The organism is Pseudarthrobacter phenanthrenivorans, from assembly GCF_000813845.1.
In the GTDB taxonomy this organism is placed as follows: domain Bacteria; phylum Actinomycetota; class Actinomycetes; order Actinomycetales; family Micrococcaceae; genus Arthrobacter; species Arthrobacter phenanthrenivorans_B.
On the sequence record NZ_JWTB01000004.1, the window covers coordinates 55,099 to 79,912 of the forward strand.

26 protein-coding genes are annotated in these 24,814 nt (G+C 66.7%); 12 read left to right on the forward strand and 14 right to left on the reverse strand.

The genetic code is table 11. The annotated features are described in order from the left end of the window. Positions 1 to 26: 26 nt before the first annotated feature. Positions 27 to 605 carry a TetR/AcrR family transcriptional regulator gene (locus tag RM50_RS01505; RefSeq protein WP_043449356.1) on the reverse strand — a complete coding sequence of 193 codons (579 nt, stop codon included), beginning with the start codon at positions 603 to 605 and terminating at the stop codon, positions 27 to 29. Between the two features lie 128 nt (positions 606 to 733). Between RM50_RS01505 and RM50_RS21200 the strand changes: the two genes are divergently transcribed. From RM50_RS21200 to RM50_RS01515, 3 genes are read left to right on the forward strand one after another with little or no spacing between them, the layout of a single operon-like run. Further along, a complete protein-coding gene (locus RM50_RS21200) occupies positions 734 to 1,117 on the forward strand; it encodes an NAD(P)-binding domain-containing protein (protein WP_346421896.1) in 384 nt (127 codons plus the stop codon). After that, entirely contained in the window at positions 1,074 to 1,412 is a 339-nt protein-coding gene (locus RM50_RS21205) for an NADPH-dependent F420 reductase (protein WP_346421897.1), read from the forward strand. The genes RM50_RS21200 and RM50_RS21205 overlap by 44 nt, the downstream gene beginning before the upstream one ends. A gap of 23 nt (positions 1,413 to 1,435) precedes the next feature. Continuing rightward, positions 1,436 to 2,290 (forward strand): SDR family NAD(P)-dependent oxidoreductase, encoded by an 855-nt coding sequence (locus RM50_RS01515; RefSeq protein WP_240471798.1) that lies wholly within the window; start codon positions 1,436 to 1,438, stop codon positions 2,288 to 2,290. Positions 2,291 to 2,300: 10 nt separating this feature from the next. Here the strand turns inward: RM50_RS01515 and RM50_RS01520 are convergent, their stop codons facing one another. The 3 genes from RM50_RS01520 to RM50_RS01530 form a co-directional block, all read right to left on the reverse strand. After that, a complete protein-coding gene (locus RM50_RS01520; protein ID WP_043449215.1) occupies positions 2,301 to 3,518 on the reverse strand; it encodes an MFS transporter in 1,218 nt (405 codons plus the stop codon). A gap of 145 nt (positions 3,519 to 3,663) precedes the next feature. Continuing rightward, a complete protein-coding gene (locus RM50_RS01525) occupies positions 3,664 to 4,101 on the reverse strand; it encodes a hypothetical protein (RefSeq protein WP_043449218.1) in 438 nt (145 codons plus the stop codon). A 116-nt stretch (positions 4,102 to 4,217) separates the two neighbouring features. Then, positions 4,218 to 4,739: a PAS and ANTAR domain-containing protein gene (locus RM50_RS01530; RefSeq protein WP_240471799.1), complete on the reverse strand. Its 522-nt coding sequence runs from the start codon at positions 4,737 to 4,739 to the stop codon at positions 4,218 to 4,220. A gap of 284 nt (positions 4,740 to 5,023) precedes the next feature. On the opposite strand from RM50_RS01530, the gene RM50_RS01535 reads away from it, so the two are divergent. Further along, positions 5,024 to 5,365 (forward strand): hypothetical protein, encoded by a 342-nt coding sequence (locus tag RM50_RS01535; protein WP_043449220.1) that lies wholly within the window; start codon positions 5,024 to 5,026, stop codon positions 5,363 to 5,365. A gap of 72 nt (positions 5,366 to 5,437) precedes the next feature. Here the strand turns inward: RM50_RS01535 and trxB are convergent, their stop codons facing one another. Further along, the gene (gene trxB, locus RM50_RS01540; RefSeq protein ID WP_043449223.1) at positions 5,438 to 6,415 is read right to left on the reverse strand and encodes a thioredoxin-disulfide reductase; all 978 of its coding nucleotides are present in this window, start codon (positions 6,413 to 6,415) and stop codon (positions 5,438 to 5,440) included. 22 nt (positions 6,416 to 6,437) lie between these two features. Beyond that, positions 6,438 to 6,872: an arsenate reductase ArsC gene (locus RM50_RS01545; RefSeq protein ID WP_043449226.1), complete on the reverse strand. Its 435-nt coding sequence runs from the start codon at positions 6,870 to 6,872 to the stop codon at positions 6,438 to 6,440. Between the two features lie 157 nt (positions 6,873 to 7,029). Between RM50_RS01545 and RM50_RS01550 the strand changes: the two genes are divergently transcribed. Next, positions 7,030 to 7,353 carry a hypothetical protein gene (locus tag RM50_RS01550; RefSeq protein ID WP_043449229.1) on the forward strand — a complete coding sequence of 108 codons (324 nt, stop codon included), beginning with the start codon at positions 7,030 to 7,032 and terminating at the stop codon, positions 7,351 to 7,353. 189 nt (positions 7,354 to 7,542) lie between these two features. Here RM50_RS01550 and RM50_RS21020 read toward each other — a convergent pair whose 3' ends face one another. Beyond that, positions 7,543 to 7,986: a hypothetical protein gene (locus tag RM50_RS21020; protein ID WP_240471800.1), complete on the reverse strand. Its 444-nt coding sequence runs from the start codon at positions 7,984 to 7,986 to the stop codon at positions 7,543 to 7,545. 62 nt (positions 7,987 to 8,048) lie between these two features. Continuing rightward, positions 8,049 to 8,567 carry a MarR family winged helix-turn-helix transcriptional regulator gene (locus RM50_RS01560; RefSeq protein ID WP_043449232.1) on the reverse strand — a complete coding sequence of 173 codons (519 nt, stop codon included), beginning with the start codon at positions 8,565 to 8,567 and terminating at the stop codon, positions 8,049 to 8,051. Positions 8,568 to 8,810: 243 nt separating this feature from the next. On the opposite strand from RM50_RS01560, the gene RM50_RS01565 reads away from it, so the two are divergent. After that, a complete protein-coding gene (locus tag RM50_RS01565; RefSeq protein WP_240471801.1) occupies positions 8,811 to 9,548 on the forward strand; it encodes an ANTAR domain-containing protein in 738 nt (245 codons plus the stop codon). A 556-nt stretch (positions 9,549 to 10,104) separates the two neighbouring features. Here the strand turns inward: RM50_RS01565 and RM50_RS01570 are convergent. Both RM50_RS01570 and ftsW read right to left on the reverse strand, forming a co-directional pair. After that, on the reverse strand, positions 10,105 to 11,379 hold the full coding sequence (locus RM50_RS01570; RefSeq protein ID WP_240471802.1) for an MFS transporter: 1,275 nt from the start codon (positions 11,377 to 11,379) through the stop codon (positions 10,105 to 10,107). Then, positions 11,363 to 12,637 (reverse strand): putative lipid II flippase FtsW, encoded by a 1,275-nt coding sequence (ftsW, locus tag RM50_RS01575; protein ID WP_240471811.1) that lies wholly within the window; start codon positions 12,635 to 12,637, stop codon positions 11,363 to 11,365. Before ftsW ends, RM50_RS01570 begins: the two co-directional genes overlap by 17 nt. Before the next feature lie 201 nt (positions 12,638 to 12,838). Between ftsW and RM50_RS01580 the strand changes: the two genes are divergently transcribed. Further along, positions 12,839 to 14,377: an LCP family protein gene (locus RM50_RS01580; protein WP_043449237.1), complete on the forward strand. Its 1,539-nt coding sequence runs from the start codon at positions 12,839 to 12,841 to the stop codon at positions 14,375 to 14,377. A gap of 117 nt (positions 14,378 to 14,494) precedes the next feature. On the opposite strand, the gene RM50_RS01585 is transcribed toward RM50_RS01580, so the two are convergent. Further along, positions 14,495 to 16,195, reverse strand: coding sequence for an HNH endonuclease signature motif containing protein (locus RM50_RS01585; RefSeq protein WP_052259882.1), 1,701 nt, complete (start codon positions 16,193 to 16,195; stop codon positions 14,495 to 14,497). A 133-nt stretch (positions 16,196 to 16,328) separates the two neighbouring features. Between RM50_RS01585 and RM50_RS01590 the strand changes: the two genes are divergently transcribed. From RM50_RS01590 to RM50_RS01600, 3 genes are read left to right on the forward strand one after another with little or no spacing between them, the layout of a single operon-like run. Beyond that, positions 16,329 to 16,655: an ArsR/SmtB family transcription factor gene (locus tag RM50_RS01590; RefSeq protein WP_043449369.1), complete on the forward strand. Its 327-nt coding sequence runs from the start codon at positions 16,329 to 16,331 to the stop codon at positions 16,653 to 16,655. Beyond that, positions 16,652 to 17,530, forward strand: a complete 879-nt coding sequence (locus RM50_RS01595) for a cation diffusion facilitator family transporter (protein ID WP_240471812.1) — start codon at positions 16,652 to 16,654, stop codon at positions 17,528 to 17,530. The genes RM50_RS01590 and RM50_RS01595 overlap by 4 nt, the downstream gene beginning before the upstream one ends. Positions 17,531 to 17,533: 3 nt before the next feature. Further along, the gene (locus tag RM50_RS01600) at positions 17,534 to 18,454 is read left to right on the forward strand and encodes a cation diffusion facilitator family transporter (RefSeq protein WP_043449240.1); all 921 of its coding nucleotides are present in this window, start codon (positions 17,534 to 17,536) and stop codon (positions 18,452 to 18,454) included. Positions 18,455 to 18,546: 92 nt separating this feature from the next. On the opposite strand, the gene RM50_RS01605 is transcribed toward RM50_RS01600, so the two are convergent. Further along, positions 18,547 to 19,716: an acyltransferase family protein gene (locus tag RM50_RS01605; protein ID WP_043449241.1), complete on the reverse strand. Its 1,170-nt coding sequence runs from the start codon at positions 19,714 to 19,716 to the stop codon at positions 18,547 to 18,549. A 405-nt stretch (positions 19,717 to 20,121) separates the two neighbouring features. Continuing rightward, a complete protein-coding gene (locus RM50_RS01610) occupies positions 20,122 to 21,615 on the reverse strand; it encodes an FAD-dependent monooxygenase (protein ID WP_043449244.1) in 1,494 nt (497 codons plus the stop codon). A gap of 194 nt (positions 21,616 to 21,809) precedes the next feature. Here RM50_RS01610 and RM50_RS01615 point away from each other — a divergent pair, with 194 nt between their 5' ends. Then, complete coding sequence (locus tag RM50_RS01615) at positions 21,810 to 22,145, forward strand: YciI family protein (protein WP_043449247.1); 336 nt, start codon at positions 21,810 to 21,812, stop codon at positions 22,143 to 22,145. Continuing rightward, complete coding sequence (locus RM50_RS01620; RefSeq protein ID WP_043449372.1) at positions 22,145 to 23,398, forward strand: RNA polymerase sigma factor; 1,254 nt, start codon at positions 22,145 to 22,147, stop codon at positions 23,396 to 23,398. Before RM50_RS01615 ends, RM50_RS01620 begins: the two co-directional genes overlap by 1 nt. Positions 23,399 to 23,661: 263 nt before the next feature. Here the strand turns inward: RM50_RS01620 and RM50_RS01625 are convergent, their stop codons facing one another. Continuing rightward, on the reverse strand, positions 23,662 to 24,675 hold the full coding sequence (locus tag RM50_RS01625; protein ID WP_240471813.1) for a glycoside hydrolase family 16 protein: 1,014 nt from the start codon (positions 24,673 to 24,675) through the stop codon (positions 23,662 to 23,664). Positions 24,676 to 24,814: the final 139 nt, after the last annotated feature.

Consider the following 24,814-nt stretch of genomic DNA (forward strand, 5'->3'; position numbering starts at 1 on the left):
GGCCAGACCCTGCAGGCTTCCGCCAGTTAGAGCCCCGCGCAGGCGTCATCGACGAGGCGCCGGGCAAGATTCAGGGCGCGCTTGCCGTAGAGGGCGCCGTCGAGAACCGCGCCCGTGGCGTAGGCCCCGTTAAGGACGATGAGCAACTCTTCGGCCAGCTCATCCGGATCACGCACTCCAGCCTCGGCTGCAAGGGACTGGAACCAGTCCCGAACTTGCTGCTTGTGTCCCACGGCCACCAGGTGCGCCGGATGGTTTCCCTCCGGGAACTCCGTGTTCGTATTCAGCATCGGGCACCCGCGGTAAGTGGCGCCCGCGGTGTCCTCCGCTAAAACCCGAAAGACGGCCATGAGCTTTTCCCGGGGTTCGTTGCATTCGTCGGCTACCTGCCACATCCGCTCAAACCACGCATCCGCACGCCCCTGTACATATGCCGTAGCGAGGGCGTCCTTGGTGGGGAACTGACGGTAGATGGTGGCGTTCCCCACCCCGCACTCCTTGACCACGGTATCCATTCCCACCGCACGGATCCCCCGCTGGTAGAACAGCCGCGTGGCTACCTCAAGCACATTGCGCCGGTTCTCCTCGCCGCTCTTGCGTGCCACGGACAACCCACCTTCCACGTTCAAGACCACATGTCCTGTCTCCAAGTTTGACAGACGGATCGATCCGTCACAAACTTGTGAACGTTCCGTCACATGCGGCGGCGCCCACCAGCAGATAGGAAACCACCATGAAGATTGCCGTCCTCGGAACCGGCATTGTAGGCCGCACCCTTGGCGCGCGGTTGGCAGAGCTCGGACACGCGGTGACCATTGGTACCCGCAGCCCCGAAGCCACACTGGCCCGCACGGAGCCCGGCGCCATGGGCACCGAACCCTTCGCCGACTGGGCCGCAGCCAACCCCGGCATCACACTGGCCAGCTACGCCGGCGCCGCCAGCGGGGCAGAGCTCATCGTCAACGCCACCAATGGCAGCGCCTCCCTGGATGTCCTGGCGCAGGCGGGCCGCGAAAACCTCGACGGCAAAGGTCATCTTGGACATCGCCAACCCGCTGGACTTCAGCCAGGGAATGCCCCCGACCCTCTTCGTCAAAGACACCGATTCGCTCGGTGAACAGATTCAACGCGAATTCGCCGGCGCCCGCGTGGTGAAGTCGCTCAACACCCTCAACGCCGACCTCATGGCACGGCCGGGTACGCTTCCCGGGAGCAGCACCGTCTTCGTCTCAGGAAACGACGCTGACGCCAAGCACACCGTCACGGGGCTGTTGAAGGATTTTGGCCACGAGGACGTCATCGACCTCGGTGACATCTCCACCGCCCGTGGCACGGAAATGCTCCTCCCCGTCTGGCTTCGCCTCTGGGGCGCACTGGGCACCCCCGCGTTCAACTTCAAGATCGTTCGCTGACCCGGTTCGCCAAGGGGACTAGCATGGCATCCATGGATGGCACCGTGGCGATGGTGACAGGCGCGGCGAGCGGCCTGGGTCAGGCTGTGGCAACCGGTCTCGCACGCGAAGGCGCACTGGTCGTCGTAGTTGGCCGCTCACCCGCCCGCGCGGAGGCGGCAGCGAGCGCCATTCAGCGCGTCCTCCCTTCCGCCCTCCTGGAGCCACTGGCCTGCGACCTGTCGGGCCAGTCCTCGATCCACGCCGCGGCGGCTGACTTCCTCTCACGCCACGGCAGGCTCGATGTCCTGGTGAACTCGGCCGGAGTGTTCCGTAAGGAGCGCCAGGTAACGCCGGACGGGCTGGAACTGACGTTTGCCACCAACGTCATGGCATACTTCCTGCTCACCAACCTGATGCTTGACGCGCTCAGGAACGCCGCGGCGGTGGCAGGCACGGCCCGGATCGTGAACATCGCATCAAAGTACGGCAACACCAGAGTCAACTTCGACGACCTCCAGACCGCCAAGGGCCGGTACAGCTACCTTCGTTCCACACCACCCACCATGCTCGCCCGCGTTCTCCTCACGCAGGAGTTTGCCGAACGCCTGCGGGGCTCAGGCGTGGTGGCCAACGCCGTCCATCCGGGGCTGGCCAAGAACACGTCACTCCTCAAGGACGTTGGCGGCCCGTTCCGTCTGCTCACCAACCTCTTCGGTGCACCGGCAGAAGAAGCGGCAGACACCGCCCTCTGGCTGGCGACATCAAGCGAAACAGCGGGAGTATCCGGGAAGCTCTGGGCGAAACGCGGGGAGCTTGGTACGCCGGGCATGGGATCGGACCCGCAGGCCCGCAAGCGCCTGTGGGACGCCTGCGCCGGCCTGGCCCACTTGCCCTGACTTGCGGGCGTCAGTAGTTCCGGCGGTGCTTCAGGCGGGGAATTACGACGGCGAACACGGCCGCCGCCGCGAACCCCAGGAGGCCGGTGGCCGAGATCCCCGGGCCAAGCGAGGCGAGCGCCGTCACCCCGGAGAGCAGCACCGGTCCCCCGGTTGAGCCGGCATCCGCCATGAAGCGCCACAGGCCCAGGAACTGGCCGCGGCCGCGGTCCGGTGAGAAGTCGGCGCCGAGTGTCATCACCAGCCCGGAGCTGATGCCGTTGCCGAACCCGATCAGCAGCGCCGCCATCAGGAGCCCCATGAAGGACCCGGTGAGCGGAATCAGCAGCAGCGCCGTCCCCATGAGGAGGGTCGATGGCACCGCCACCCACTGCCGCCCCTTGCGGTCCATCAGCTTCCCGGCGGGATAGAACACCAGCATGTCGATGGCACCGGACAGCCCGTAGACCAGGGACGCGGACGTAGCATCCATGCCCAGGTGGTCGGCCCAGAGTGGAATCACCACCTGGCGGGAGGAGCGGAGGGCGCTCAGCAGCAGGATGCCTACGCCCAGCGAAAGGAACACCCCGGCGTGCGAGACCGCCACGCTCCGGAGCGTCGGCTGGGGGCCGGCACCCCTGCCGGGCTGGCCATCCGGCGCCGCGAGGTCAGGGATGGTGAGGGAGAGCAAAGCGGCGGCCGCCATGGCCACCACGCCCACCCAGTAGGCACCGGCCAGCCCGAAGAACTGCATCACGGCAGCCCCCGCGAACGGGCCGATGAAGACGCCGATGCGGTTGACGCCGCCAAGCGTGGACAGCGCCCGGGCCCGGAACGCCACGGGCACGGCCTCCGTCAGGTACTTCTGCCGGGCCAGGCCGAACACGGCACCGGACATTCCGACGACGGCCATCGCCACGGCCAGCAGCCACAGCCCGTTCGGGGCCAGGGCAGCAGTGGCAGCGGCCACCAGGGCCAGGCCCGCTGCGACGGCGGCCCCCACAATGGACCAGCGCTCACCGAAACGGAGGGTCACCAGGGAGGCCGGCAGGTTGAAGAACCAGGATCCCAGGCCAATGAGGGTAACGATCAGTGCTGCCACCGCCACGGAAGCACCCAGCCCGCGGGCGGACAATGCCACCACCGGAAGGATGGCGCCCTGGCCGATTCCGAAAAGCAGCGTGGGACCGAAAGCGGCCACGGCAATACTGCGCAGGCTGAAGGGCTGGGGATCATCCGGGGAAGTCATCAGATTTATCCTATGGCCGGCTCCTTGCTCCACAGGGTCGGGTGTGACTCACCGGACAAGGCCATTGCTGCCCGGCGGGAAGGTCCTCGGGCGCGCGGCGGGAAAATCCTCGGCCGCCCGGCGGCCAGGGCCAAAGGCGCCCGGCTTAGCGCGGCCTGGGCTCGAACCCGGCCAAGGCACGGAAGAGGTTTACCAGCTCAACGATGGCGCCGATGATCGAGCCCGCGATTCCGAGCACCAGGAACACCCGGACCAGCACCGGCCAGCCTGGCCAGTTGCCGCCGAAATCGAAGGGGAAGACCTCCCATAGCCGGAGCAGCGCCGCCAGGCCTATACCTATCGACACCAGGTTCCCGAGGGCCAGGAGGGCCCTGGAGCGGATGACCGCGCACACCAGGTTGACCACGATTCCTGCGACCAGGGTTGCGTTGATGAGGTCCAGCACGCGGTCCATGTCCGCAGTCAGGAAGGGCACGATCCGCCAACCCGGCCAGATGTTGATGCCGTAGAGCAGCAAGGCGTTGACCACGGCGGAGCCGATGCTGCCGCCGCGCGTCCGGCTGGTCGAGGTCCTGTCCGCCATGCCAACAGGGTCGCCCTGGGTGCAGCCGGGCCGGAAGTGCCGAAGGTCCCAGCAGCGCGCCTGGGAACCGGTACTCCGGGAACCGGCGGGTGCCCGGACCGGCCGACGAGGCCTCCTCAGAAGCCCGTCAGGACTTCCCTGGCTTTGCCGTTGACTGCCGCGTTCACCAGTTCCTCGGCCACGATGTGCAGCTTGACGTTGGCATGCTGGCTGCGGGTGGCCAGCATCTCGAAGGCTGCCGGAGGTTCAACCCCCTGCAGCGCCATGATGATCCCCTTGGCCTGCTCAATCACGGCCTTGTGCGCGTAGGCGCCCTCAATTGCCTCCGTGGCTGCCTGCTGGGATTCGATGCGGAGGCTTTGGGTTACGTCCACCATGAATCCGCGCGCCTGCTCCACGCGCCCGGACGCTGCGGGCACCGCCTGGAGGGCCGAGAAGACGCGCCGCTCCCTTCCGCGCACGTCGATGATGCGGTGCAGCAGGGCGCCCTGGCCTCCGGACTGCAGCAGGTTCTTCCACAGGGCAAGGATCGGTTCACGGTCCTGTGGGTGTTTGTGGGACATCAGCAGTTCGAACGTGGGAACCACTTCCCCCGGGCGCAGCCCGTGGATGCCGAACATCCCGTCGGACCATTTCATCTTCCCGGTGGCGACATCCAGTTCAAAAGTGCCTGAGGGACATACCGTGCCGGCCTGGAGAGGAAAAAGGTAGGTATCAAGGTTTGACCACATATCTTTCTCCAAAGTTGTCTTATCTCCCCCTCGGTCGGCTGTCGGCATCACAATAGCCCAAATTCCGTTCCTGCGAAGCAGTCGAAAGACCCTGGGGCCCGCAAAAACGGGGGTCACAAACGCGCCCGCGAGGAGTAGCGTTCGCCTTATGGGGCACTGAAGCGCGTCCCAATCCAAGGGGAGGTCAATTCATGGGTGAAGTATGGATCCGCACGCTGGGCAACGGGCTGGTCCGCGCAGACCGGGTCACCGAAATATCATCCACCCGCGGGTCCCTTCATGAGGACCAGGGGTTTTCACTCAAGGTCATCGTGGACGGCAAGGGCCACGTAGTGATCGACGACGGCGGGCTGCAGGGTTCGCTGCCGGAGCGGCTGGAGTATGCCAGGCATGTGGAGGACGCCTTGCTGCTGGCCATTGACGAGGCGAACGGGAGCGATACATCCATGGTGGTCTCGTACGAGCCGGAGCGGGAGCGCTGGTCGGCTGCTCCGGTTTCAGTATTAACGGGACGGCTTCCCGAAGTCGTCTGACGCCGGAACGGCGCAGGACAACAGGAACCACGGCGGACTGCCCGGGCAGCCGAGGTTGCCCGGGCAGCCTCTCTAGCTGTGGGTCGGCTCCTCCACCAGTGCGGTAGCGATGCTTGCTGCATCTTCCAGTGCTGCCAGGAACCGCTCGGCGTCGAGGGCGGCGGCACACCCGGTTCCCGCGGCGGTGATGGCCTGGCGGTAGCGGTGGTCCACGGCGTCGCCGCAGGCAAAAACACCGGGCAGGTTGGTGCACGTGGTGGGTGCATCGACCTTGATGTAGCCTTCGTCGTCCAAATCCACCTGGCCGGCCACCAGTTCGGTGCGCGGCAGGTGCCCGATGGCCACGAAGATGCCGGTGGCGCCCTGATGCCTGGTTTCGCCGGTGCGGGTGTCGGTCAGGGTGACCCCGGTGACCTTGCCGTCGCCGTGGATTGCGGTCACGGCTGAGTTCCAGGCGAAGGAGATCTTGGGGTTGTCCTTGGCGCGCTGGGCCATGATGCGGGAGGCGCGCAGTTCACCCTTGCGGACCACCACGGTCACGGACTTTCCGAACCGGGTCAGGAAGGTTGCCTCTTCCATGGCGGAGTCGCCGCCGCCCACCACAATGATGTCCTGGTCCCGGAAGAAGAACCCGTCGCAGGTGGCGCACCAGGAGACGCCGTGGCCGCTGAACTTTTTCTCCTCCGGCAGCCCGAGTTCCTTGTAGGCGGAGCCGGTGGCCAGGATGACGGCGGGTGCCTCGTAAGTCTCCCCGGCGCCGGTGACCACACGCTTAACGGAACCCTTCAGATCAACCGAGGTGGCGTCGTCGTACTCAATGCGCGCGCCGAACTTTTCCGCCTGCTGCTGCAGCCCGTCCATCAGCTCGGGGCCCTGGATGCCGCCGGGGAAACCCGGGAAGTTTTCCACCTCGGTGGTGTTCATCAGCGCACCGCCGGCGGTGACGGACCCTGCCAGGACCAGGGGGTTCAGGCCGGCGCGGGCGGCGTAGATTGCGGCGGTGTAGCCGGAGGGGCCGGAGCCGATGATGATCAGCTGTTCTTTGCTCATGGAGTGTCCTTCGGTGGCGGTACTACTGGGCGTCCGCGTGCTGCGCGGGCAGGAGTTCGGTGATCAGTTGTTCAACGCGTGCCTTGATCTCATCACGGATCGGACGGACGGAGCCAACGCCCTTGCCGGCCGGATCCTCCAGCACCCAGTCCTCGTAACGCTTGCCCGGGAAAAACGGGCACTCGTCACCGCATCCCATCGTGATCACCACGTCCGATTCTTTCACCGCCTCGGTGGTCAGCACCTTCGGCACCTCAGCGGACATGTCGATACCCACCTCTGCCATGGCTTCGACGGCGGCCGGATTCACCTTCTCCGCGGGCTGGGAACCGGCCGAGCGGACCTCAACCGCTCCCCTGGATAAGGAGGTGAGGAATGCCGCGGCCATCTGTGACCTGCCGGCGTTGTGCACGCAGACAAAGAGGACGGACGGCTTATGGGCGGGCGGGATGGTCATGCGGCGCTCCTGAAACTGATAGCGGTCTTCGCAGGTGTAACAAACATCACCGTGTTGCGTGCATCACATTCGTTGCCTAATCTAATGGAGGCTCATGCAAACGGGCCATTGCAAGAAGCTGCAGCGTCGCAGCCAATGCCGGGGAAGGCTTTACAACTTGAACTCTAAGCTGCACATCGTAGTACGGGTGGATCTGGATCACAGCAAGGCCCAGGTGATTGCAAAGGGGCACATCACCGTCCATAGCATCAACGCACTGTATGTCGTGGCAAAACGCGCCAACTCCCTCAAGGGGGGCCTGGACCTGGAACTCGATATTTCCGGAGCCTGGGTGGACGAGGAAGCGCTGGATATGCTCCGCTCCGCCTCCGAGTCCAGGCAGCTGCCCGCCATGATCGATCCGGCCCAGCAGCCATGCACCATCAGCGTGCTGGCCGGCCGGCGACATCCGCGTCCGGCAGCAGCCAGCCTGGCCGCATAAAACATTTTCCGGCCCCTCGCCGCGCCCAGGATTCGGGCCAGAGCCGGCCGACAATTTTCGAACTTCATCTCCATATCCCGAAGTGCAGCTGCATCTGAAGAGACGGATGGCTGCACTTCAGGGTTTGCGGAGCATGACACCAAGCGGGGCCTGCCTGAGGCAGGCCCCGCTCCTACCTGATTTTTCGGGTTAGACGATCCTCTGGCCGTCGGCCAGGAATTCCTGAAGTTCCGCCGCACTAAGGCCTGCGGCCTCACTGAGTGCCTCCTGGCCGGCGCCCAGCCGTGACGCGTTCCGGAGGGCAGTGCCAAACCGCTCCTGCGCCGTATCAAGTTCCCACTGAATGCTCTCCACCCTGGCCGACGCCAGGCGGACGGCCTCGAGCGGATCGCCGGCCGGGCCACCATCCATCCGGTAGCCGCAGGCGCAGCACCACTCGGACGAACCCAGCTCCAGCGGCGCCCATCCCAGTGAGGCGATGGGAATGGGAGACTCGGTCATTGCCACGCCGCAGTGGAAAGGCGTGCCCGGTTCAGGAAGCACCGCGGCAACTGCCGGCTGGTGCGGGAGGACTTCATAGGTATCCGCGGGAGTTGACTGTCCCGGCGCCTGAGGTTCAAGTACTGCAGTCATTCGATCCGCCATCCGGTAGTTAACTAACAATGTAGCTAGTCTAACTAGGATTATGCCTTTGTCTACCGAACAGTAGCGCCGGCCGGGGAATTCACCGCATCCACTGCTTCACGCATGCGCATCAGAAAGTGCATCACGGCCCGGATTTCCTCCTGGGACAGCGATTCGGCAGCCTCAAGCATGCGGGTATGCATCTGGTTGAGGTTGTGCCGGACCTCTTCGTCGGCGCCCGGGGTGGGCCGGAGGATGACCGCGCGGCGGTCGGACGGGTGAGGTTCGCGGGTGACGTAGCCATTGGCCACGAGCCGGTCAACGAGGCTGGTCATGGAGGCGGAGGTGATCCCCAGGCGGGCAGCGAGTTCCGTGGGCCGGATTCCGGTGCCGGCGGCGTCGGCGTCGATGAGGTAGCGCAGGGCCAGGAGGTCCGTCTCCCCCATCGCGACAGACGATCGGGTGCGCCTTCTCATGGCGGTCTCTGACGTGCGGAACTCGCGGAGGGCGTTGATGACATCAACCGCTCCGGGCTGGGCGCCTTCCGTGGGCGGGTACCTGTAGCCTTCGCTTGCACCATGCGGGTTCATGCGAATTCCTTCGATATCCTACTTGCTTGGCTGTCTAACAAACCAATGGTAGCCCACTCCGCCTCCCACCACCTCCACAACGTCCGGCAGCCCGTCCAAGTACCCGCGCAGGTGGTGCGAAAAAGTAGAGTACCGGCTACTCGTGCCGCGCGCGCACCCTGCTAATACATTGCAATGAAACCCGCGGCGCCATGGCCAAGGGACATGACGGGATGGGGGTGCAGGGTGGCAGGTGGTGGCCCGGTGAGCAACAGGGAGCCCGAGCGGCAGGGATTCCTCCTGGACCTGGTGACAGGGGCCGACGGCGACGCAGAGTCCCTGCAACGACTTACCGATGCTGCCGCGCGCTGGATCAGCACGACGGCGGGCACCAGAATCGAGTGCGCGGCTGTCCTGCACCGGCAGCGTGCCTGTTATGCCACCGCCGGAAGCACGCCGGCCGCAGCAGGGCTTGCCGCTTCCGAGGACGAGCACGGGGATGGACCTGCAGCGCTGGGTTCGGCCCTGGCAGCTCCGGCGGTCATCAACCATGGCGGCTCCCGCTGGCAGGCATACCGGAAGCGGCTGCTGGACAACGGCTTTGGCTCCGCCCTGGCGGTCCCCCTTGAACTGCAGCCGGGCTCGGCCGCTGCCCTCATCCTGCTGGGCCCTCCCGGTTACGGGTTCACGGCCAAGGTCATCGGAGAAGCAGCCTGGCTTGGCGGGGTGGCGTCGCACAGCCTCAAGCTGGCGCTGGATGTGCACGGCATTATCCGGGCCGGCGACAACCTGAAGCAGGTATTGGAGAGCAGGACCAGCATCGACGTGGCCTGCGGGGTGCTCATGGCACAGAACCGCTGCTCCTACGCGGAAGCGTTCAGCAAGCTCGCCGGCACCTCGCGGCACCGCAACCTCAAAGTACGCAGCGTTGCGGACAGCATCCTGAAGGCCATGCCCAGCGGCCTGCCCGCAACGCGGTTCGAGCCGCCGGCCTTCGCCTAGGACAGGCGCGTCACAGAAGCTGCCGTCAGGGAAAATGCCGTGGCGCAGCATGAACGCCACCAGCATCCGCCCGGGGCAGGCGCTTCACAGAAGCTGCCGCCCGGAAATGCCGTGCCGCCGTGTCAAACTAGTGCCGGGCCCGTGCCCGGATCAGGCCTGCTGCCACCAGCCCTGCGCATCCGAGTGAAGCCAGCATGCCGCCAAGAGCCACGAAGTAATCGGTAATGGTCATTGTCCTGCGCCCCTTCCCTACTGCCTACTGCGGTGATGAGCCCAAACTACGCCGCGAATCTCAGCGTTGACTGAAGGATCGCGCCGGGTTTTAGTCAAGATCCGGTTAAGAAGGGCTGTGGCGATCCACATACTTTCGGCCGCGAACTTCTCTTTGCGGGGCTGTTCCGTATTATTCATGCATGTGGACAAAACAAAGCCAGTGCTTCTGCCCCACGTGCGGCAGGACCACCAATCACGTCACCCATTTCCATAAGGACGACGCCGGTTCCCTGGTTGCTGACGTCCGCTGCGTTGAATGCCCCGAGACAGCGGGAGCCGTCGCCTAGGTGTTTTTCTTCCCCGAAGACCCCCGTTTACTGCTGCCGGCAACGGTTGAATGCGGCCGCACGATCGCGAAGACGGCCAGTGCCGCCGCCTGGACAACCGTGATGGTGACGGCCAGCGCCGGTACCGACTGTTCGTAGAGCAAGCCGATCAGAAAGCTTCCCGCCAGCCAGGCAAGGCCGTAGCAGGCCGTAAACATTCCGTAGGCACTCCCCCGCCGGGCTGCCGGTGCAAGCCCTGCCACGCCGGCCCGCATGGTGCTTTCCTGGACTCCCATGGCTGCTCCCCACACCAGCGCCCCTATTACGGCCAGCGGGGCGCTGTTGCTGAAGCCCAGCCATGGAACCGCGGCGGCAAGGACCGGAAGGACCAGGAGTACCTTCAACCCCACCCGGTCATAGAGCCAGCCGGAGAGCAGTGCGGCCACGGCATCCACGCCCATGGCCGCCGCGTACAGGACCGGAACCAGGGCCGGCGCAAGGAGTCCCGTGGCCACCGCATGGAAGGAGAGCAGCCCGAATGTGGCATAGCCGAACATCGTCAGGCTGCTGAAGGCGGCGTAGAGCCAGAACTGGCGGGGCATCGGGGTGGCAGCGGGCGCGGCAGCCAACACGCCTGCCGGAGATGCGGCATCATCCATGCGCACCACGGTTTCGAAGGCGCCGGGATCAGGAACCCTGCGCTTGAGCCGGAACAGGATCAGCATCGCCGCAAGACCGGGAACGGCCAGCAGCAGGAAACCCGGGCCGTAGCTGCCGGAGAGCGCCAGGGCCGCACCCACCAGCAGCGGGCCAACGAACGCGCCCGCCTGGTCGAGGGCTTCATGCAGCGCGAAGGCCTTTCCCCGGCCCAGGGAGGACCCGGCCTCCGCGAGCATGGTGTCCTTCGCCGGACTCCGGACTGCCTTGCCGAGCCGTTCGGCCAGGACCAGGAGGCAGGCGATCCACAGTGCATCGGTGATGCCCAGCAGGGGGACGGACAGTGCGGTCAGGCCGTAGCCGCTGATCGCCAGGGTCCACCGCAGGGCGGGCCGGTCTGCCAGCCGCCCAAAGACCAGGCGGAGGACCAGGGCCACTGCCTCACCGGCCCCCGTCACCACGCTGACCAGGAGCGCCGAGGCGCCGAGCATGCCAAGGTACGGTCCCGTGACGCTGCGGGCACCCTCGTACACCATGTCCATCAGCGCACTGACAATCCCGAAGACCAGGATGAAGCGGATGGCGGTCATGGGCACCGCGGGACCGGTCCCCCCGGCGCTACCGCTGGTACTCATGCTCCCTGGCCTGCTTTGCGGTGCCGCCGCGGCTGTCCCGGCCCCGCGGGGCCGCGGCGGCGTGCAGGGCTCCGCCGGCAGGTGCTTGATCGGGACGGGTTACCGCCAGGATGACCCCGATTCCGGCAAGGGAGGAGACCATGGCCGAGCCGCCGTAGGAGATGAACGGAAGCGGCACACCGATGACCGGCAGCAACCCGCTGACCATGGCGATGTTGATCACCGCCTGGCCCAGGATCCAGGTAATCACGCTGCAGGCGACGATGCGCGAGAACGTGTCCGTGGTGCGGGCGATGGTCTTGAAGACAGTGATGGCCAGGATGGCGAAGAGGCCCAGGACCAGCAGTGTCCCGGCCAGGCCAAGCTCTTCGCCCAGGATGGAGAAGATGAAGTCGTTGTGGGCTTCCGGGATCCAGTTCCATTTCTGCCGGCTCTGGCCCAGGCCCACGCCGAACCAGCCGCCGGAGGCAAGGGCGTAGGCGCCATGTTGGGCCTGGTAGCCCATGCCCTGGGCGTCCTCCTCGGATCCCATGCCGAGCCAGGATGAGATGCGGCCCATCCTGTTGCCGCTGGTTGCTGCAAGCAGCAGGGCCGCCACCACGCAGATCATGCCTGCCACCGAGAACACCTTCATTCGCACGCCGCCGTAGAACATGGTGGCGGCCAGGATCATCATGATGATCATGGTGGTGCCGAGATCATGCCCCAGCGCCACGACCAGCATGATCAGCCCGCCCGCAGGCCCCAGGGGAACCACGGCATGTTTCCAGTTGGCCAGCAGCGCCTGTTTCCGGTCCAGGATGGCGGCGGCCCACACGATCAGCGATAGCTTGGCGAATTCTGATGGCTGTGCGGTGAAGCCGCCCACGCTCAGCCAGTTCCGGTTGCCGTTGACGGACATACCGAGCGGTGTGAACACCAGGACAAGGGCGATCAGGGAACCTATCAGCAGCGGCCAGCCCAGACGACGGATCCGCCGCACGGGCAAGCGGGCCAAGACCAGCATGATCACCACGCCGGCCACGGTCCACATGGCCTGCTTCAAGGGGAGATCGTACGGATTGTTGCCTTGTGCCACGGATTCAACGGACGACGCCGAGGCTACTTCCACGAGTCCGATTGCGGAGAGCGTGAGGACCACCGCCAGGATAAGGGGCCGCAGGCGTCCCGGGGAGTCATCTTCGAGCCACACCGCTACTTTGCCCAGCCCGCGCCGGGCAGGACGGCCCGTCGCGCGCTGCTTTTGTCCTGTATTCATCTGTCCGTTCCTCAGCCTGCACACCAGGACTTCCCCCATGGCCGGGCCCAGCTCCGGGGCGGTACCGCCGAGAAGAAAGAGTACGCCTCCCCACGCCGATGATGGCGGCAGCACGGCCGTGCGCCTGATCGTTCTGAGGGAATTGCCAGCTAAGGCCTGTAAGGTATCCGAAACCCATCCCCTCCCGAAGGTCATTTTGCCGTGTTCGGTTCCAGAAAGTCCCCCGGCCAGGATCAGGTTGGCTCCAGCCCGAGTGCCTATCCCGGCCAAGGTGAGCTCTATGCCGCCAGTTCCCGCCACCGTCGGCCTGCCCGCCGGGTACCGCGCTGGCTCAAAGCGGTTACGGCCGTGGTGTCGGTCCTGCTCCTGGGCGCCGTGGCTTTCGGCGGCTACTGGGCCTGGCGCCTGCAGTCCAACATCAGCACGTCCGAGCTGACGGCGGGCGGGGAGCGGACCGAAGGTGCCGTTAATGACAGCACCGACCGGCTGCAGATCCTGGTCCTGGGATCGGACACGAGGGACGGAAGCAACAGCCAGTACGGCAGCGCCGAGGACTCCTCCGGCTACGGGCAGTCCGATGTGATGATGCTGTTGGACATCTCCGCGGACAACAAGCATGTGAACGTGGTCAGCTTTCCCCGCGACCTGCTGGTCGATGTTCCGGCCTGCACCGATCCCAAAACCAAGCAGGCTTATCCTGCGCGGCAGGACGTCATGATCAACAGCGCCATGGCGCAGGCGGGAATTGGCTGTGCGGTGGACACCGTGAACAAGTTGACCGGTTTGGAAGTGGACCACTTCATGATGGCTGACTTCAATGCGGTGAAGGAGCTGTCCAACGCCGTGGGTGGCGTGGAAGTCTGCGTCAGTGACGCCGTGCACGATCCGGACAGCGGCCTGAACCTGCCCGCCGGCACATCGCAGGTGCAGGGCGAGCAGGCCCTGGCATTCCTCCGCACGCGGCATGCATTCGCCAATGGCGGGGATTTGGGGCGCATCCAGGCCCAGCAGGGATTCCTGGCTTCGCTCAGCCGAAAGCTCAAGTCCGAGGGCACGCTGGGAAACCCGCAAAAGACCCTCACCATTGCCGATACCATCACGAGGAACCTGACGGTCGACTCGGGCCTGTCGTCCATCCCCTCCCTGCTGACTATCGCCAACAGGCTGAAGAACATTGACCCCGCCAACATCAACTTCATCACTACGCCAACAATGCCTGCGCCACAGGACCCCAACCGGCTCACCCTTGCTGAGCCGGCGGCGTCAACCTTCTTCACTGCGTTGCGCAACAGCCCGGACCTGAGCCAGCCCGCCCCGGCATCCCCAACACAAGCGCCCGCAACGCCCGCGGCGCCCGCCTACGACAAGTCGCTGCAGCCGATCTCCGTTGCCAACGGCACCGGCTTGGCGGCCCGGAGCAACGCGATTGCCGGGCTGCTCTCTGATGCAGGCTTTACGAAGCTGACCAAGTTCCAGGCCCAGACGCAGGACAAGACGATGGTGTACTACTCGGCCGGGTTCGAGGATGTGGCCGCCGACGTAGCCGTCCTGTTTGGACTGCCGGCAAGCAGCGTCCAGCAGGTTGGCAATATCCAGGGCGTGCAGCTCTACGCGGGCACCGATTTCACCACCGGCACCAAACCCACCGTGCCGCCGTCGACCCCGGATTCCCCGGGTGGCGTGGTGGCACAGACCGGCAGCGACCAGACCTGCCAGTCGGCCAACCCCACCGGCTACTAGGCCACGGGCTGCTCTGCGAACGCTGTCGCGGTGTATCGGCGGCCGGCTCGGCTTCCAATCCGGGGGATATGCGAGCCGGCGCCGATTCCAGCTATGCCGAACTGGCCGGCCCGGCTTCTAGTTCGGTGGTACATGCGAGCCGGCGTCGTTTGCCTCAGGACAGGGCCCGCTGCTGAACGAAGACCTCTTCCACATGGCTCCGTTCTCTGCATGGCTCGGTTCTCTAATTGGGATCCGTTGCTTGATTTTGCTGCGCACGCGAGGCAGGAACCCGGGAGGCCAGTGGGGTGGCTCCCAGTCCTGGTGTTCGCTGGCGTAATAGCGGCCTGTGGGTGAGGTCCAGCCGGGTGGTTCGTTCTTAGTCGCGGGGGTGGGTGTCCAGCCCGTGGTGTGGCGTAGTTTGTGGTGTTTTGGGCAGGGTTGTCCCAGGTTGCTGATTCCGGTGGTGCCGCCGTTGGCCCACGCGAGGAGGTGGTCGGCCTCGTTGTCGAGGGAGTGGTTGCTGCAGCCGGGGAACGGGCATTTGCCGTCCCGCAACCTTAGCCAGGCCCGCATGGCTTTCGTGAGGCGGTAGCTGGTCCTGCCGATCTCCAGCGGCGCCCCGTCCCGCGGGTCAACCAGGACCCGGTGGAACGACTCGGCACCGGAGGCCACCAGTTCCCGGGCCATCGAGGCCGGGATGGGACCGTACCCGTCCAGCATTGCCGGTTCATCGGCCAGGCCCAGCAACGAGAACACGGGAACGGTGACCAGCACCTGCGCCCTTATTGATGTCGGCGGTAAATCTGTTTCTTCAACGCTGCCCGCAGCGGTAAGGCAGTCTCCCCCGCCGCTGCTGTCGCTGTGGCGGGCCCGGGCGCCACAGGCCGTGGCGGGGGAAGCATCCGTGCCGGTGGAAGTCGTGCTGGCATCCCTGCCGGCGGGAGCCCCGCTGACGCCCGTGCTGGCTGCCGTCATGTGGGCGTTCGCGCCGCCTGCCGTCCCGTGGGCGTCCGTGCGGTCTGGTGTGCAGCCGCCCAGGACAGTGGCAGCAAACAGGTCCGCGCGGAGCTGGGTCAGGGTCCGGGTCTCGTCTGGCCCCTGCAGGGACCGGGCCACGGCGGTGAGCCGGTTCCACCCGGCAAGCGCCTGGTCCGCGGGCAGGCACGCAGACAGCCAGGCCATTCCGTCCCGGTCCGGCCGGAACTCCACCCGCCGCTCCACCACCCCTTTGTCGTGTCGCGTCTCGATGCTCTCGGCGTGGTGGCGTTCCCGCCAGGACCGGGCCTTGGCCCGGAACCGGTGCGCCGGCAACTGACCGGCGGGGCACCCCCGCGCCGGGTCTGGGGCGTCGGGGTCCAGGAAATGGGATTCCAACGCCGCAGCCCCGGCAGCATCCAGGCCAGCGGTTTCATCGGCCATCACCACCGCGTGCTGCCATGAGATCGTCCCGGCCTGCAGCCCCGCAAGGGTCCGCGGCAATGAGGAAACAACGGCGTGCGAGGTGGCCAGGAACGACCCCGCGGCCCGCGGCCCCAGCGCCAGCACACACCCGATCTCGGCCGTGACCGCCATCTCCTGCGCCACCACCGGCGTGTCCGGTCCCGCCACGGCAAAGGCTGACTCCGTGTACGTTACCGCTGCCTTCGCCTTCAACCCAGCGAACCCGGCCTCCACCTCCCGCGCACCAGCCAGAATCTCCAGGCACCCATCCGCCAACCCAGCCAACGGATCAGCCGCCGAAAACGGCACCGCACCGGCCCCATCCAGCTCAGCATTCAGCACAGCAAGGGCCGCCCGGATATCCCCGAACGCCTTCACCACCGCCGCTGTCCCCATAAACCCATCATCGCAAGGGGGTCTGACAATCACAGGGCCCACGTACCTATCCCCGCCGCGGATCCCGGCCCCCGGCCCCCGGCAACAGAATCCATGTTTGCGTGAATACATCGTCGGCTGTACTTTTGGGGACATGCAGACCGTCACGCAGGCTCCGGTGCTGGCCCGTTTTGGCTATGCGGTATCGGACCCCACCCGCGCCCGTGTCCTCCTGGCCCTCGCGGAAGCGCCGTCCTATCCCTCGGATCTGGCGGACAGCCTGGGTGTCTCCCGGCAGAGCATGTCCAACCATCTGACCTGCCTGCGCGGCTGCGGCCTGGTGGTTGCCGTCCCCGACGGCCGGCGCAGCCGGTACGAACTGGCCGACGCGCGGATCGGCCATGCCATCAAGGACCTGATCAACGTTGTCCTGGCCGTGGATCCGGCCTGCTGCGCCCCCGACGGAGAGTGCCTGGCATGACCACCGCCCTCTACCTTCCCACCATGGAACGCCGCCGGGTACTTAGCCGGCGGATCAGGCTTTTCGCGGCCGCGACCATCACCTACAACATCATCGAAGCGGTTGTGGCGTTGTGGGCCGGCGGCACCGCGGACTCCTCAGCCCTGATCGGCTTCGGGCTGGATTCCATCATCGAAGTGGCATCGGCCGTGGCCCTGTCCTGGCAATTTTCCGCCAAGGATCCGGAGCGCCGGGAACACCTGACCCTGCGGATCATCGCAGTTTCGTTCTTCGCCCTGGCCGCGTTCGTGGCCGTCGACGCCATTCGATCCCTGGCTGGTGCGGGTGAAGCGCAGCACTCCGTGCCGGGCATCGTGATCGCGGCCCTGAGCCTGGCCGTCATGCCGGTCCTGTCCTGGGCACAGCGGCGTGCAGGACGTGAACTCGGTTCACGGACGGCCGTGGCGGATTCCAAGCAGACCCTGCTCTGCACCTACCTTTCTGCTGTGCTTTTGGTGGGCTTGGTCCTGAACAGCACCCTGGGCTGGTGGTGGGCCGACGCCGGAGCGGCACTGGTGATCGCCGGCATCGCCCTCCGCGAAGGCGTCAACGCCTGGCGCGGGGACGCGTGCTGCGCGGTTCCCCACGCCGCGGACCTCGGCGGACAGGAGGACGCGTGCTGCGCCGCTCCCGGCGCCGCAGCAGCCGGCGACCCGACAGACACCTGCTGCACCGCACCCCACACCGCAGCACCCGCCAAAGCAGAAGACCCCGGCGAAGCGGCCACGCTTCCAGGGACCACAGAAGGGGACGGCTGCTGCCCGGACTGCTCCAGCACGGCGGCCACGTCCGCCAAACACGAACCGCTGGGCCTGCCGATCGTCCGGAAGGGCTGACCGGTGGGCAGCGGCCACAACCACAGCCACAGCGCGGACGCCCACAGCCAGCGGGGCAAACTCCTGCTGGTTTTCGCCATCACGTTCACGGTGATGGTGGCCGAAGTCGTCGGCACGGTCCTTACTGGGAGCCTGGCGCTGCTGGCCGACGCGGGACACATGTTCACCGATTCGGCCGGGCTGCTCATTGCGGTGATTGCGGCGTCACTGGCCCTGAAACCCGCCACCTACAAGCGCACGTGGGGGTACAAGAGGGCTGAGATCATCGCAGCAGCCGGCCAGGCCGCACTGCTGCTGGGCGTCGGCGGATTCGTCATTGTCGAGGGAATCCGCCGCCTGGTTGAACCACCCGAGGTTGGTGGGCCGCTGATGCTGTGGTTCGGCGTCGTGGGCCTGGCTGGCAACGCGGTGGGACTGCTGGTGCTCGCTTCCGCGCGCCACCACAGCTTCAACATGAAGGCGGCCTTCCTCGAGGTGCTCAACGACGCCCTCGGCTCAATCGCGGTGATCGTGGCCGCGCTGGTTATTGCGCTGACCGGATGGACCCGGGCGGACGCCGTCGTCTCGCTGCTCATCGGCGTGCTGATCATTCCCCGGACACTGAAACTGCTCCGGGACACCGTGAACGTGCTGATGGAGAGCACTCCCCCGGGCCTTGACCTGTCCGAGGTCCGACGGCACATCCTGGCGCTCCCGCATGTCATCGACGTGCATGACCTGCATGCCTCCCTGGTCGCCTCAGGCGTCCCCGTGCTCTCCGCGCATGTCACCGTCCAGGATGAGTGCATGCGCGACGGGCACTCGACCACCATCCTGGCCGACCTGCAGCGCTGTGTTGCCCAGGACTTTGACGTCAGCGTCGAGCACTCCACCTTCCAGATCGAACCCGCAGCCCACCGCGACCAGGAAAGCATCCCGCACTGACGGCGCAGCCGCGCCAGCGGCACCCAAGCCGCCTGCCGCCGTCGGCCCCGAACACTGTGACACCGCACGCCGGCAGGTCCCCGCTCCCCGCCCTACGCCGGCACGGACTCCTTGGCCCGTTCCGGGGCGGAAGGCACGACGGCGGGATCCAGCCTTTTGTTGGCCCAGCGGCGGAGCGGCCGCTCCACGCAGCGGAAGGACGCGTAGGCCAGCAGCACGGTGAGGGCGGCGGTCAGGGCGATGCGGACGGGAAGGTCCGGGATGAGGGGCATCAGCAGCAGGTAGACGGGCAGGTGCCAGAGATACAGGCCGTAGGACAGGTCGCGGCCGGGGCGCGCCAGCCACGGATGGCTGAGGAGGCGCGACAGGAAACCGGCCGGCTGCAGGACCAGGGAGCCGATGAGGATTGCGGCCAGCAGCGCGAGCACCGTGGGGCCGGCCGTCCAGAACGCGGTGAACCACGGGCCGGGAGTGTCCGGTTCCTTGAGCAGGAACAGCGCTGCCACCAGCGCGAGGCCGGCGGGGGCAGCGGCCCAGCGGGCTGCGGACACGAGGACGGTGTGGAGCCGGGAGCCCTGGCGTACAGCGGTGAACAGCAGGGCAAGGGCGCAGCCGACCAGGAGTTCATCGGCCCGGGTGTCCGGTCCGTTGTAGATCCGGTCCAGCGGTTCGCCGGCAGTGACCAGCAGGAACCGGTTCAGCACGAACGCCCCAGCCAGGGCCACCGTGGCCAGGGCTGCCGTGCGGATCTTCCAAAAGCGGAGCATCACCAGCAGGAGCACCGGCCACACCAGGTAGAACTGTTCCTCCACGGCGAGGGTCCAGGTGGGCCCCAGTGTTTCACCGGCAATCGAGTCGCCGAAAAAGCCAAAGTGCGCCAGGTTCATCACGTAGGCGGCCGCCGGCAGGACAAACCCGGCCTGGCCGCCCCAGCCCGACCCGGGAAACACAAGACCGGTGGCCACAATCACCGCGCAGAGCGCCAGGAGCGCAGGCCACAGCCGGGCCAGCCGCTTGGCATAGAAGATGCCGAGATGGAGCCTGCCGGTGGCAAGGCGCTCCTTCATAATCAGCAGGGTGATCACGAAGCCGCTGAGCGTGAAGAACACATCCACGCCGATGGATCCGCCAGGCATGGAATCGGTGGCGGTATGGAAAAAGAACACGCCCGCCACGGCGATGGTCCGGAGCCCGTCCAGGGCATGCTTGCGCCCGGCGATGACCCCTGCTCCGGGTGCCGAGGGCCTTCCTGATGCTGACACTTTTCCGCTGCTTATCCTCAAAACCACTAAGCAAGCATATATAACGTTTCCATAACTGCGCTGGGTGGAGGCTGGGCGCCGGCTGAAACTGCGGCGTCCGTCGGCCCTTGTTTCCGGGTGGTTGGCGGCGCAGAACTGACGATGCTGCACCGGAGTCCGGGAGCCAGCCACGCTGCTGGCTCCCGGAGCGTAAGGCGTGGATGTGGCCCACCCCCGAAAACTGGTTTCCCTTGGGCCACATCCGCGCCGGCTATGAGGGCACGGCCGTGCCGGGAGGTGGCTGGTGCGTGGCAGGGGCGGTCATGGCTTGGTCCTTCGACGGCAACTGAAGGCCGTCTGCCTGACCCGGGGTCAGCTTACAAGACCCGCCGCCGCTGCAATAGGGGGTTCAGCCGTAGTTTTCGCTCAATTACCCCGTATTAATGGATTTGTGGCGGACGGCCCCGGTTCCTGGACGGGCCGGCCAAACCAGGAGGCAAGGGCATCCGCCAACCCGTCCGCAGAGCCTTCGCCCACCCACGCGACGTAGCCGTCCGGGCGGACCAGGACTGCCGCCGGGGCGGCGACCTTGCCCAGCACGGGAAGCTGCCACGCGCCGTCGTAGGTTGCGGTGACGTGCTCTACGCGCCCTGACCAACCGCCCGCCTCCAACGTTTGGCCGCCGAACTCCAGCAGCACCGGCCGGGCCCGGTGCAGCAGTTCGTAGACCCGCATGGAGCCGCGCGGGGTGGAGATGTCCAGGTCCGGCATCCGGCGGCCCAGCAGCGGGTGGCCCGTCCCAGGGTGGTAGGAAACGTCCACGCCGGAAATGAGTGCGGCGACCGGCGCGCCCGCCCCGTCGACCCGCAGGACCTCGTCGAGCAGTCCCCGCAGCGCCTCCTGCCGGGGGTCAGCTTTTTGGAAGAGGGACTGCGCCATGGTGTATCCCAGTGCCCTGGCCCCGGCGGGATGGCGCTCGGCATGGTAGGTGTCCAGCAGGCCTGCACCTGAGATTCCCCGGACCACCTGCCCCAGCTTCCAGCCAAGGTTCACGGCGTCCTGCAGTCCCAGGCCGATGCCCAGCCCGCCGGTGGGTGAATGGACATGCGCGGCGTCACCGGCCAGCAGCACGCGGCCCTTCCGGTAGGACTCCGCCTGCCGGGTGGCATCGGTGAACCGTGACAGCCAGATGGGGCTGTGCACGCCGAAGTCAGTCCCGAACACGTCCGTGAGGGCCTGCCGCAGGTCCTCCATGGTGGGCTCGGCGGCCGGACCCAGAGCAGCCTCGGTGACCACTGCCCGCACGATCCCGTTTCCCATCGGGTAGAGCCCGTGGATTCCGCGGGCGTCCACCTTCCCCTGCTGCGCGGGTTCCCCGGCAACCTTGACCTCGGCGATCAGGCTGCTGCGGGTCGCGTCCGGACCCGCCATGGGAATGCCGGCAGAGCGCCGCACCATGCTGCGCCCGCCGTCGGCGCCCACGACGTACCCGGCCCGCACCGGACCGGCGCCGGCAAGCTCAACGTCCACGCCGTCGTCGTCCGCGGAAACTCCGGTGACCTCCACGCCGCGCCTGATCTGCACCCCAAGCTCCTCCACCCACTCCAGCAGCAGCCGCTCGATATGGTTCTGGAACAGAGCCAGGGTGTAGGGGTGGCGCGTGGGCAGGCTGCCCAGGTCCAGCTGCGTGCCGCCAAAAGAGGCGGTCTGGACGGTCTTGCCTTCGGCGAGGAACCGTTCTGCGATGCCGCGCTGGTCCAGCAGCTCGATGCTCCTCGAATGGATCCCGCCGCCGCGCGACCCGGCCAGTTCCTGGGAAGGCCGCCGCTCCAGGACCAGAGCGTCCACTCCCGCCAGCCGGAGTTCCCCCGCCAGCATCAGCCCGGTGGGCCCGCTTCCCACAATCACTACCTCGTGCATCCCAGCCTGTCCCCTCGTTCGTGGACCGCCAGTATGCGTCAGCCCCGGGCCCTTGCCGCAAGGCCCCCTGCGCGCGGTACCTTGGAAATGGAAGGGGAATTTCCCTGGCGCTGTCGATCTCCGCTTCCCTTGTGCGTCGTATTGGTAGAGGCTCCAGTGAGGAGCCTTTGAAGCCAAGCGAACGGAGCACAAAGATGTCCAAATACCTGATCCTGATCTACCAGGACGAGTCGGTGGCGAGGCAGGCCGAGGGCGAATCGATCAGCGCCAGCTACCAGGAATTCATGCAGCGCCGCGGTTCCGCCCTGCTCAGCGGAGCCGCGCTGCATCCCTCCTCCACGGCGACGTCCATCCGGCGTGACGGGGCCGGCGGCTTCCTGGTGACGGACGGCCCGTTCATCGAGTCGAAGGAAACCCTGGGCGGCTACTACCTCATCGAGGCAGCAGACCTCGACGAGGCGATGGAGATCGCCAAGGAGGTTCCCGCCGGCGTCGGGGTAGAGGTATGGCCGGTGCGGGTGGTCAGCTGATGCAGCGGGCTGCCGGCACGGAGGTTGCCGCCGCGGTGGCGGATGCGCACCGCCGCGAGTGGGCCTTTGTGCTGGCGGCCACGGTGCGCGTGGCGGGTGACATCGACACCGCCGAGGAAGCCGTCCAGGACGCGTATGCCAGTGCGCTGTCGGCGTGGGGCTCGAGCGGGATTCCCGGGAATCCGGCGGCATGGCTGACCGTGACGGCCCGACGGCGGGCCCTGGACACGCGCCGGCGTGCGGCTACGGCGCAGCGGGCCCTGCCCAAGCTGCTGGACCCGGAGGAACGCGGCGGCAGCGGGCCTGACATCGGCGGACAGGAGATTCCGGACGACCGGCTCCGGCTGATCTTCACCTGCTGCCATCCGGCCCTGGCACTTGAGGCCCGGGTGGCGCTGACCCTCCGGCTGCTGTGTGGACTGTCCACCGCGGAGGTGGCGCGCGCGTTCCTTGTCCAGGAACCGACCATGGCAGCGCGGATCACCAGGGCAAAGAAGAAGATCGCTGCGGCGAACATCCCGTACCGCGTTCCGGCTGTTGCCGAGCTGCCTGGGCGGGTGGAGGCAGTCCTGTCGGTGGTCTACCTGGTGTACACCACGGGGCATACCGCCCCCTCGGGAGGTGACCTGATGCGCCGGGACCTGGCCGAGCGCGGCCTGGAGCTGGCAAGGATGCTGCGGGTCCTGTTGCCCCATGACGCCGATGTTGCGGGGCTCCTGGCCCTGATCCTCCTCACGGAGGCCAGGACCGCCGCCCGGGTGGACGGGCACCATGACGCCGTCCTGCTGGAGGACCAGGACCGGTCGAAATGGGACCGCCGGGCCATTGCGGAAGGCACGGCCCTCCTGCGTGAAGCTTTGGCATCGCGTCCGCCCGGCCGCTTCGCCCTCATGGCGGCCATCGCCGCTGTCCACGACGAGAGCGGCTCCTGGGCGGAGACCGACTGGGACGAAATCCTGGGCCTGTACAACCTGCTGATGGAACGGTGGCCCTCCCCGGTGGTCCGGCTGAACCGGGCCATTGCCCTCGGTTTCGCCGCTGGCCCCGCCGACGGGCTGGCTGAGCTCGACGCCCTGGGAGCCGAACCGCAGTTGGCGCGGTATCCGTACCTTTCTGCCGCCCGCGGCGAGTTCCTGGTCCGGCTGGGCCGCCTGGAGGAAGCGCGCACAGCGTTGGAGGAAGCCATGATCGTCACGGACAACGAAGCAGAACGCCGCAACCTCCGCAGCCGGCTGGACAGGCTGGCCCGCTAACCCCGGCGGGCAAGGGGAAAGCCCCTCCTAGGAGGGGCTTTCAACGTTATTGTCACTTGTCTTCAGGTAATGGTCAGCGGTGATGCACTCCCCCTTCCCGGACGCCCCGGCGCCCATCCGGACTATGACCTACATCACTTTAATAGGGCCCGGAGGTGGGGTAAAGGGGTTCCGTGCCAAAAAGTTGGAAAGACGTACGACGCCGGCCTGCCGCCCGGGCGGGCAGCCGGCTTTCCAGGATGGACAGCCTGTGCCCCGGAACCCTATTCCCTGGTCCAGATGGAGACCCAGTCAAGCAGGACATGTCCCTGCGTCTCAGGCGCGGGGCAGCTTGGCGAGCAGGATTCGGTCTGCAGGATGTAGTGCATTGGCTTGGTTGGCGTGAACCTGGTGGAAATGCCAATGGATTTCCCGTCGAGGAAGAATTCGATGCCGTCGGGGCGCCACTCCGTGGTGGCGATGTGCCAGTCACCGTAGGGCTGGTTGGGCCGGAGGACGTCATTGTCGTGGATGCCGTTGTCCATGCCATGCACGGCAGCATAGATGACCTTGGACAGGTCTCCTTCGGGGAAATCGATCTCGCCGTCCTCGGGCCACTGCTTGCTGTCGGGCCACAGCAGCCACGCCAGCTTGAAGCCAGGCAGGACGTCGGCCTTGAAGCGCACGGAGTAGCGGCCGTACACCTGGCTGTTGTAGGGCCGCTGGCTGGCGCCGTCGAATTTGGGTGATGGCGCGGCACCCATGGCAACGCCGGCTTCAGAGTGCAGGAACATGTCCAAAACGCCGTCGTGGACGCTCAGGACTTTTGAGGGGAAATACCCGGATGTCCGCTGGCCCTTCGGCTGCTGCTGGGCGGCCGTGTCCGGCGTACCGTCAGCGTAGTTGGCGCTCCATCGCGTGCTGTAGACGGGGCCCGGGAAGCCGCCCAGGCCAACATCTCCTTCGGCGAAGTCCTCTGCGAAGACCTGGCGCCAGCCGGGGAGGTCGCCAACGGGCATGGCATTGGATGCCGCGGACGGGTCTGCGGGCCGGGACGGCAGCGGGGTGACGACGGAAGGCTCGGCGGTCCCGAGGGGATCGGCGCCTGGAGGAGGCGCATCCGGGGTTGGGTCCGCCGAACCGGTGGCAGGTTCGGTGTCAGGGTTCTGGGGCGTCCGGTCGGCACTTTGGGGCGGCCCGGAACCCGCAGGACCGCTGAGGTCGCCACAACCCACAGCAGTCAGGGACATCACCGACACGAGGGCAAGAGCCCCGGCGAAGTGCTGGAATGTCTTCATTGGCGTCCCTCCTGCCACAAGGAGTGATTGGATTCTACCGCCGGGGCATTCCAAGCCGGCACCGGAGTTGCTGCGGCTGCTTGCATGGCCATCCCCCTTGGACTCGCGGAGGGACGCCGGGTGAAGTCCTGCCCGGCAG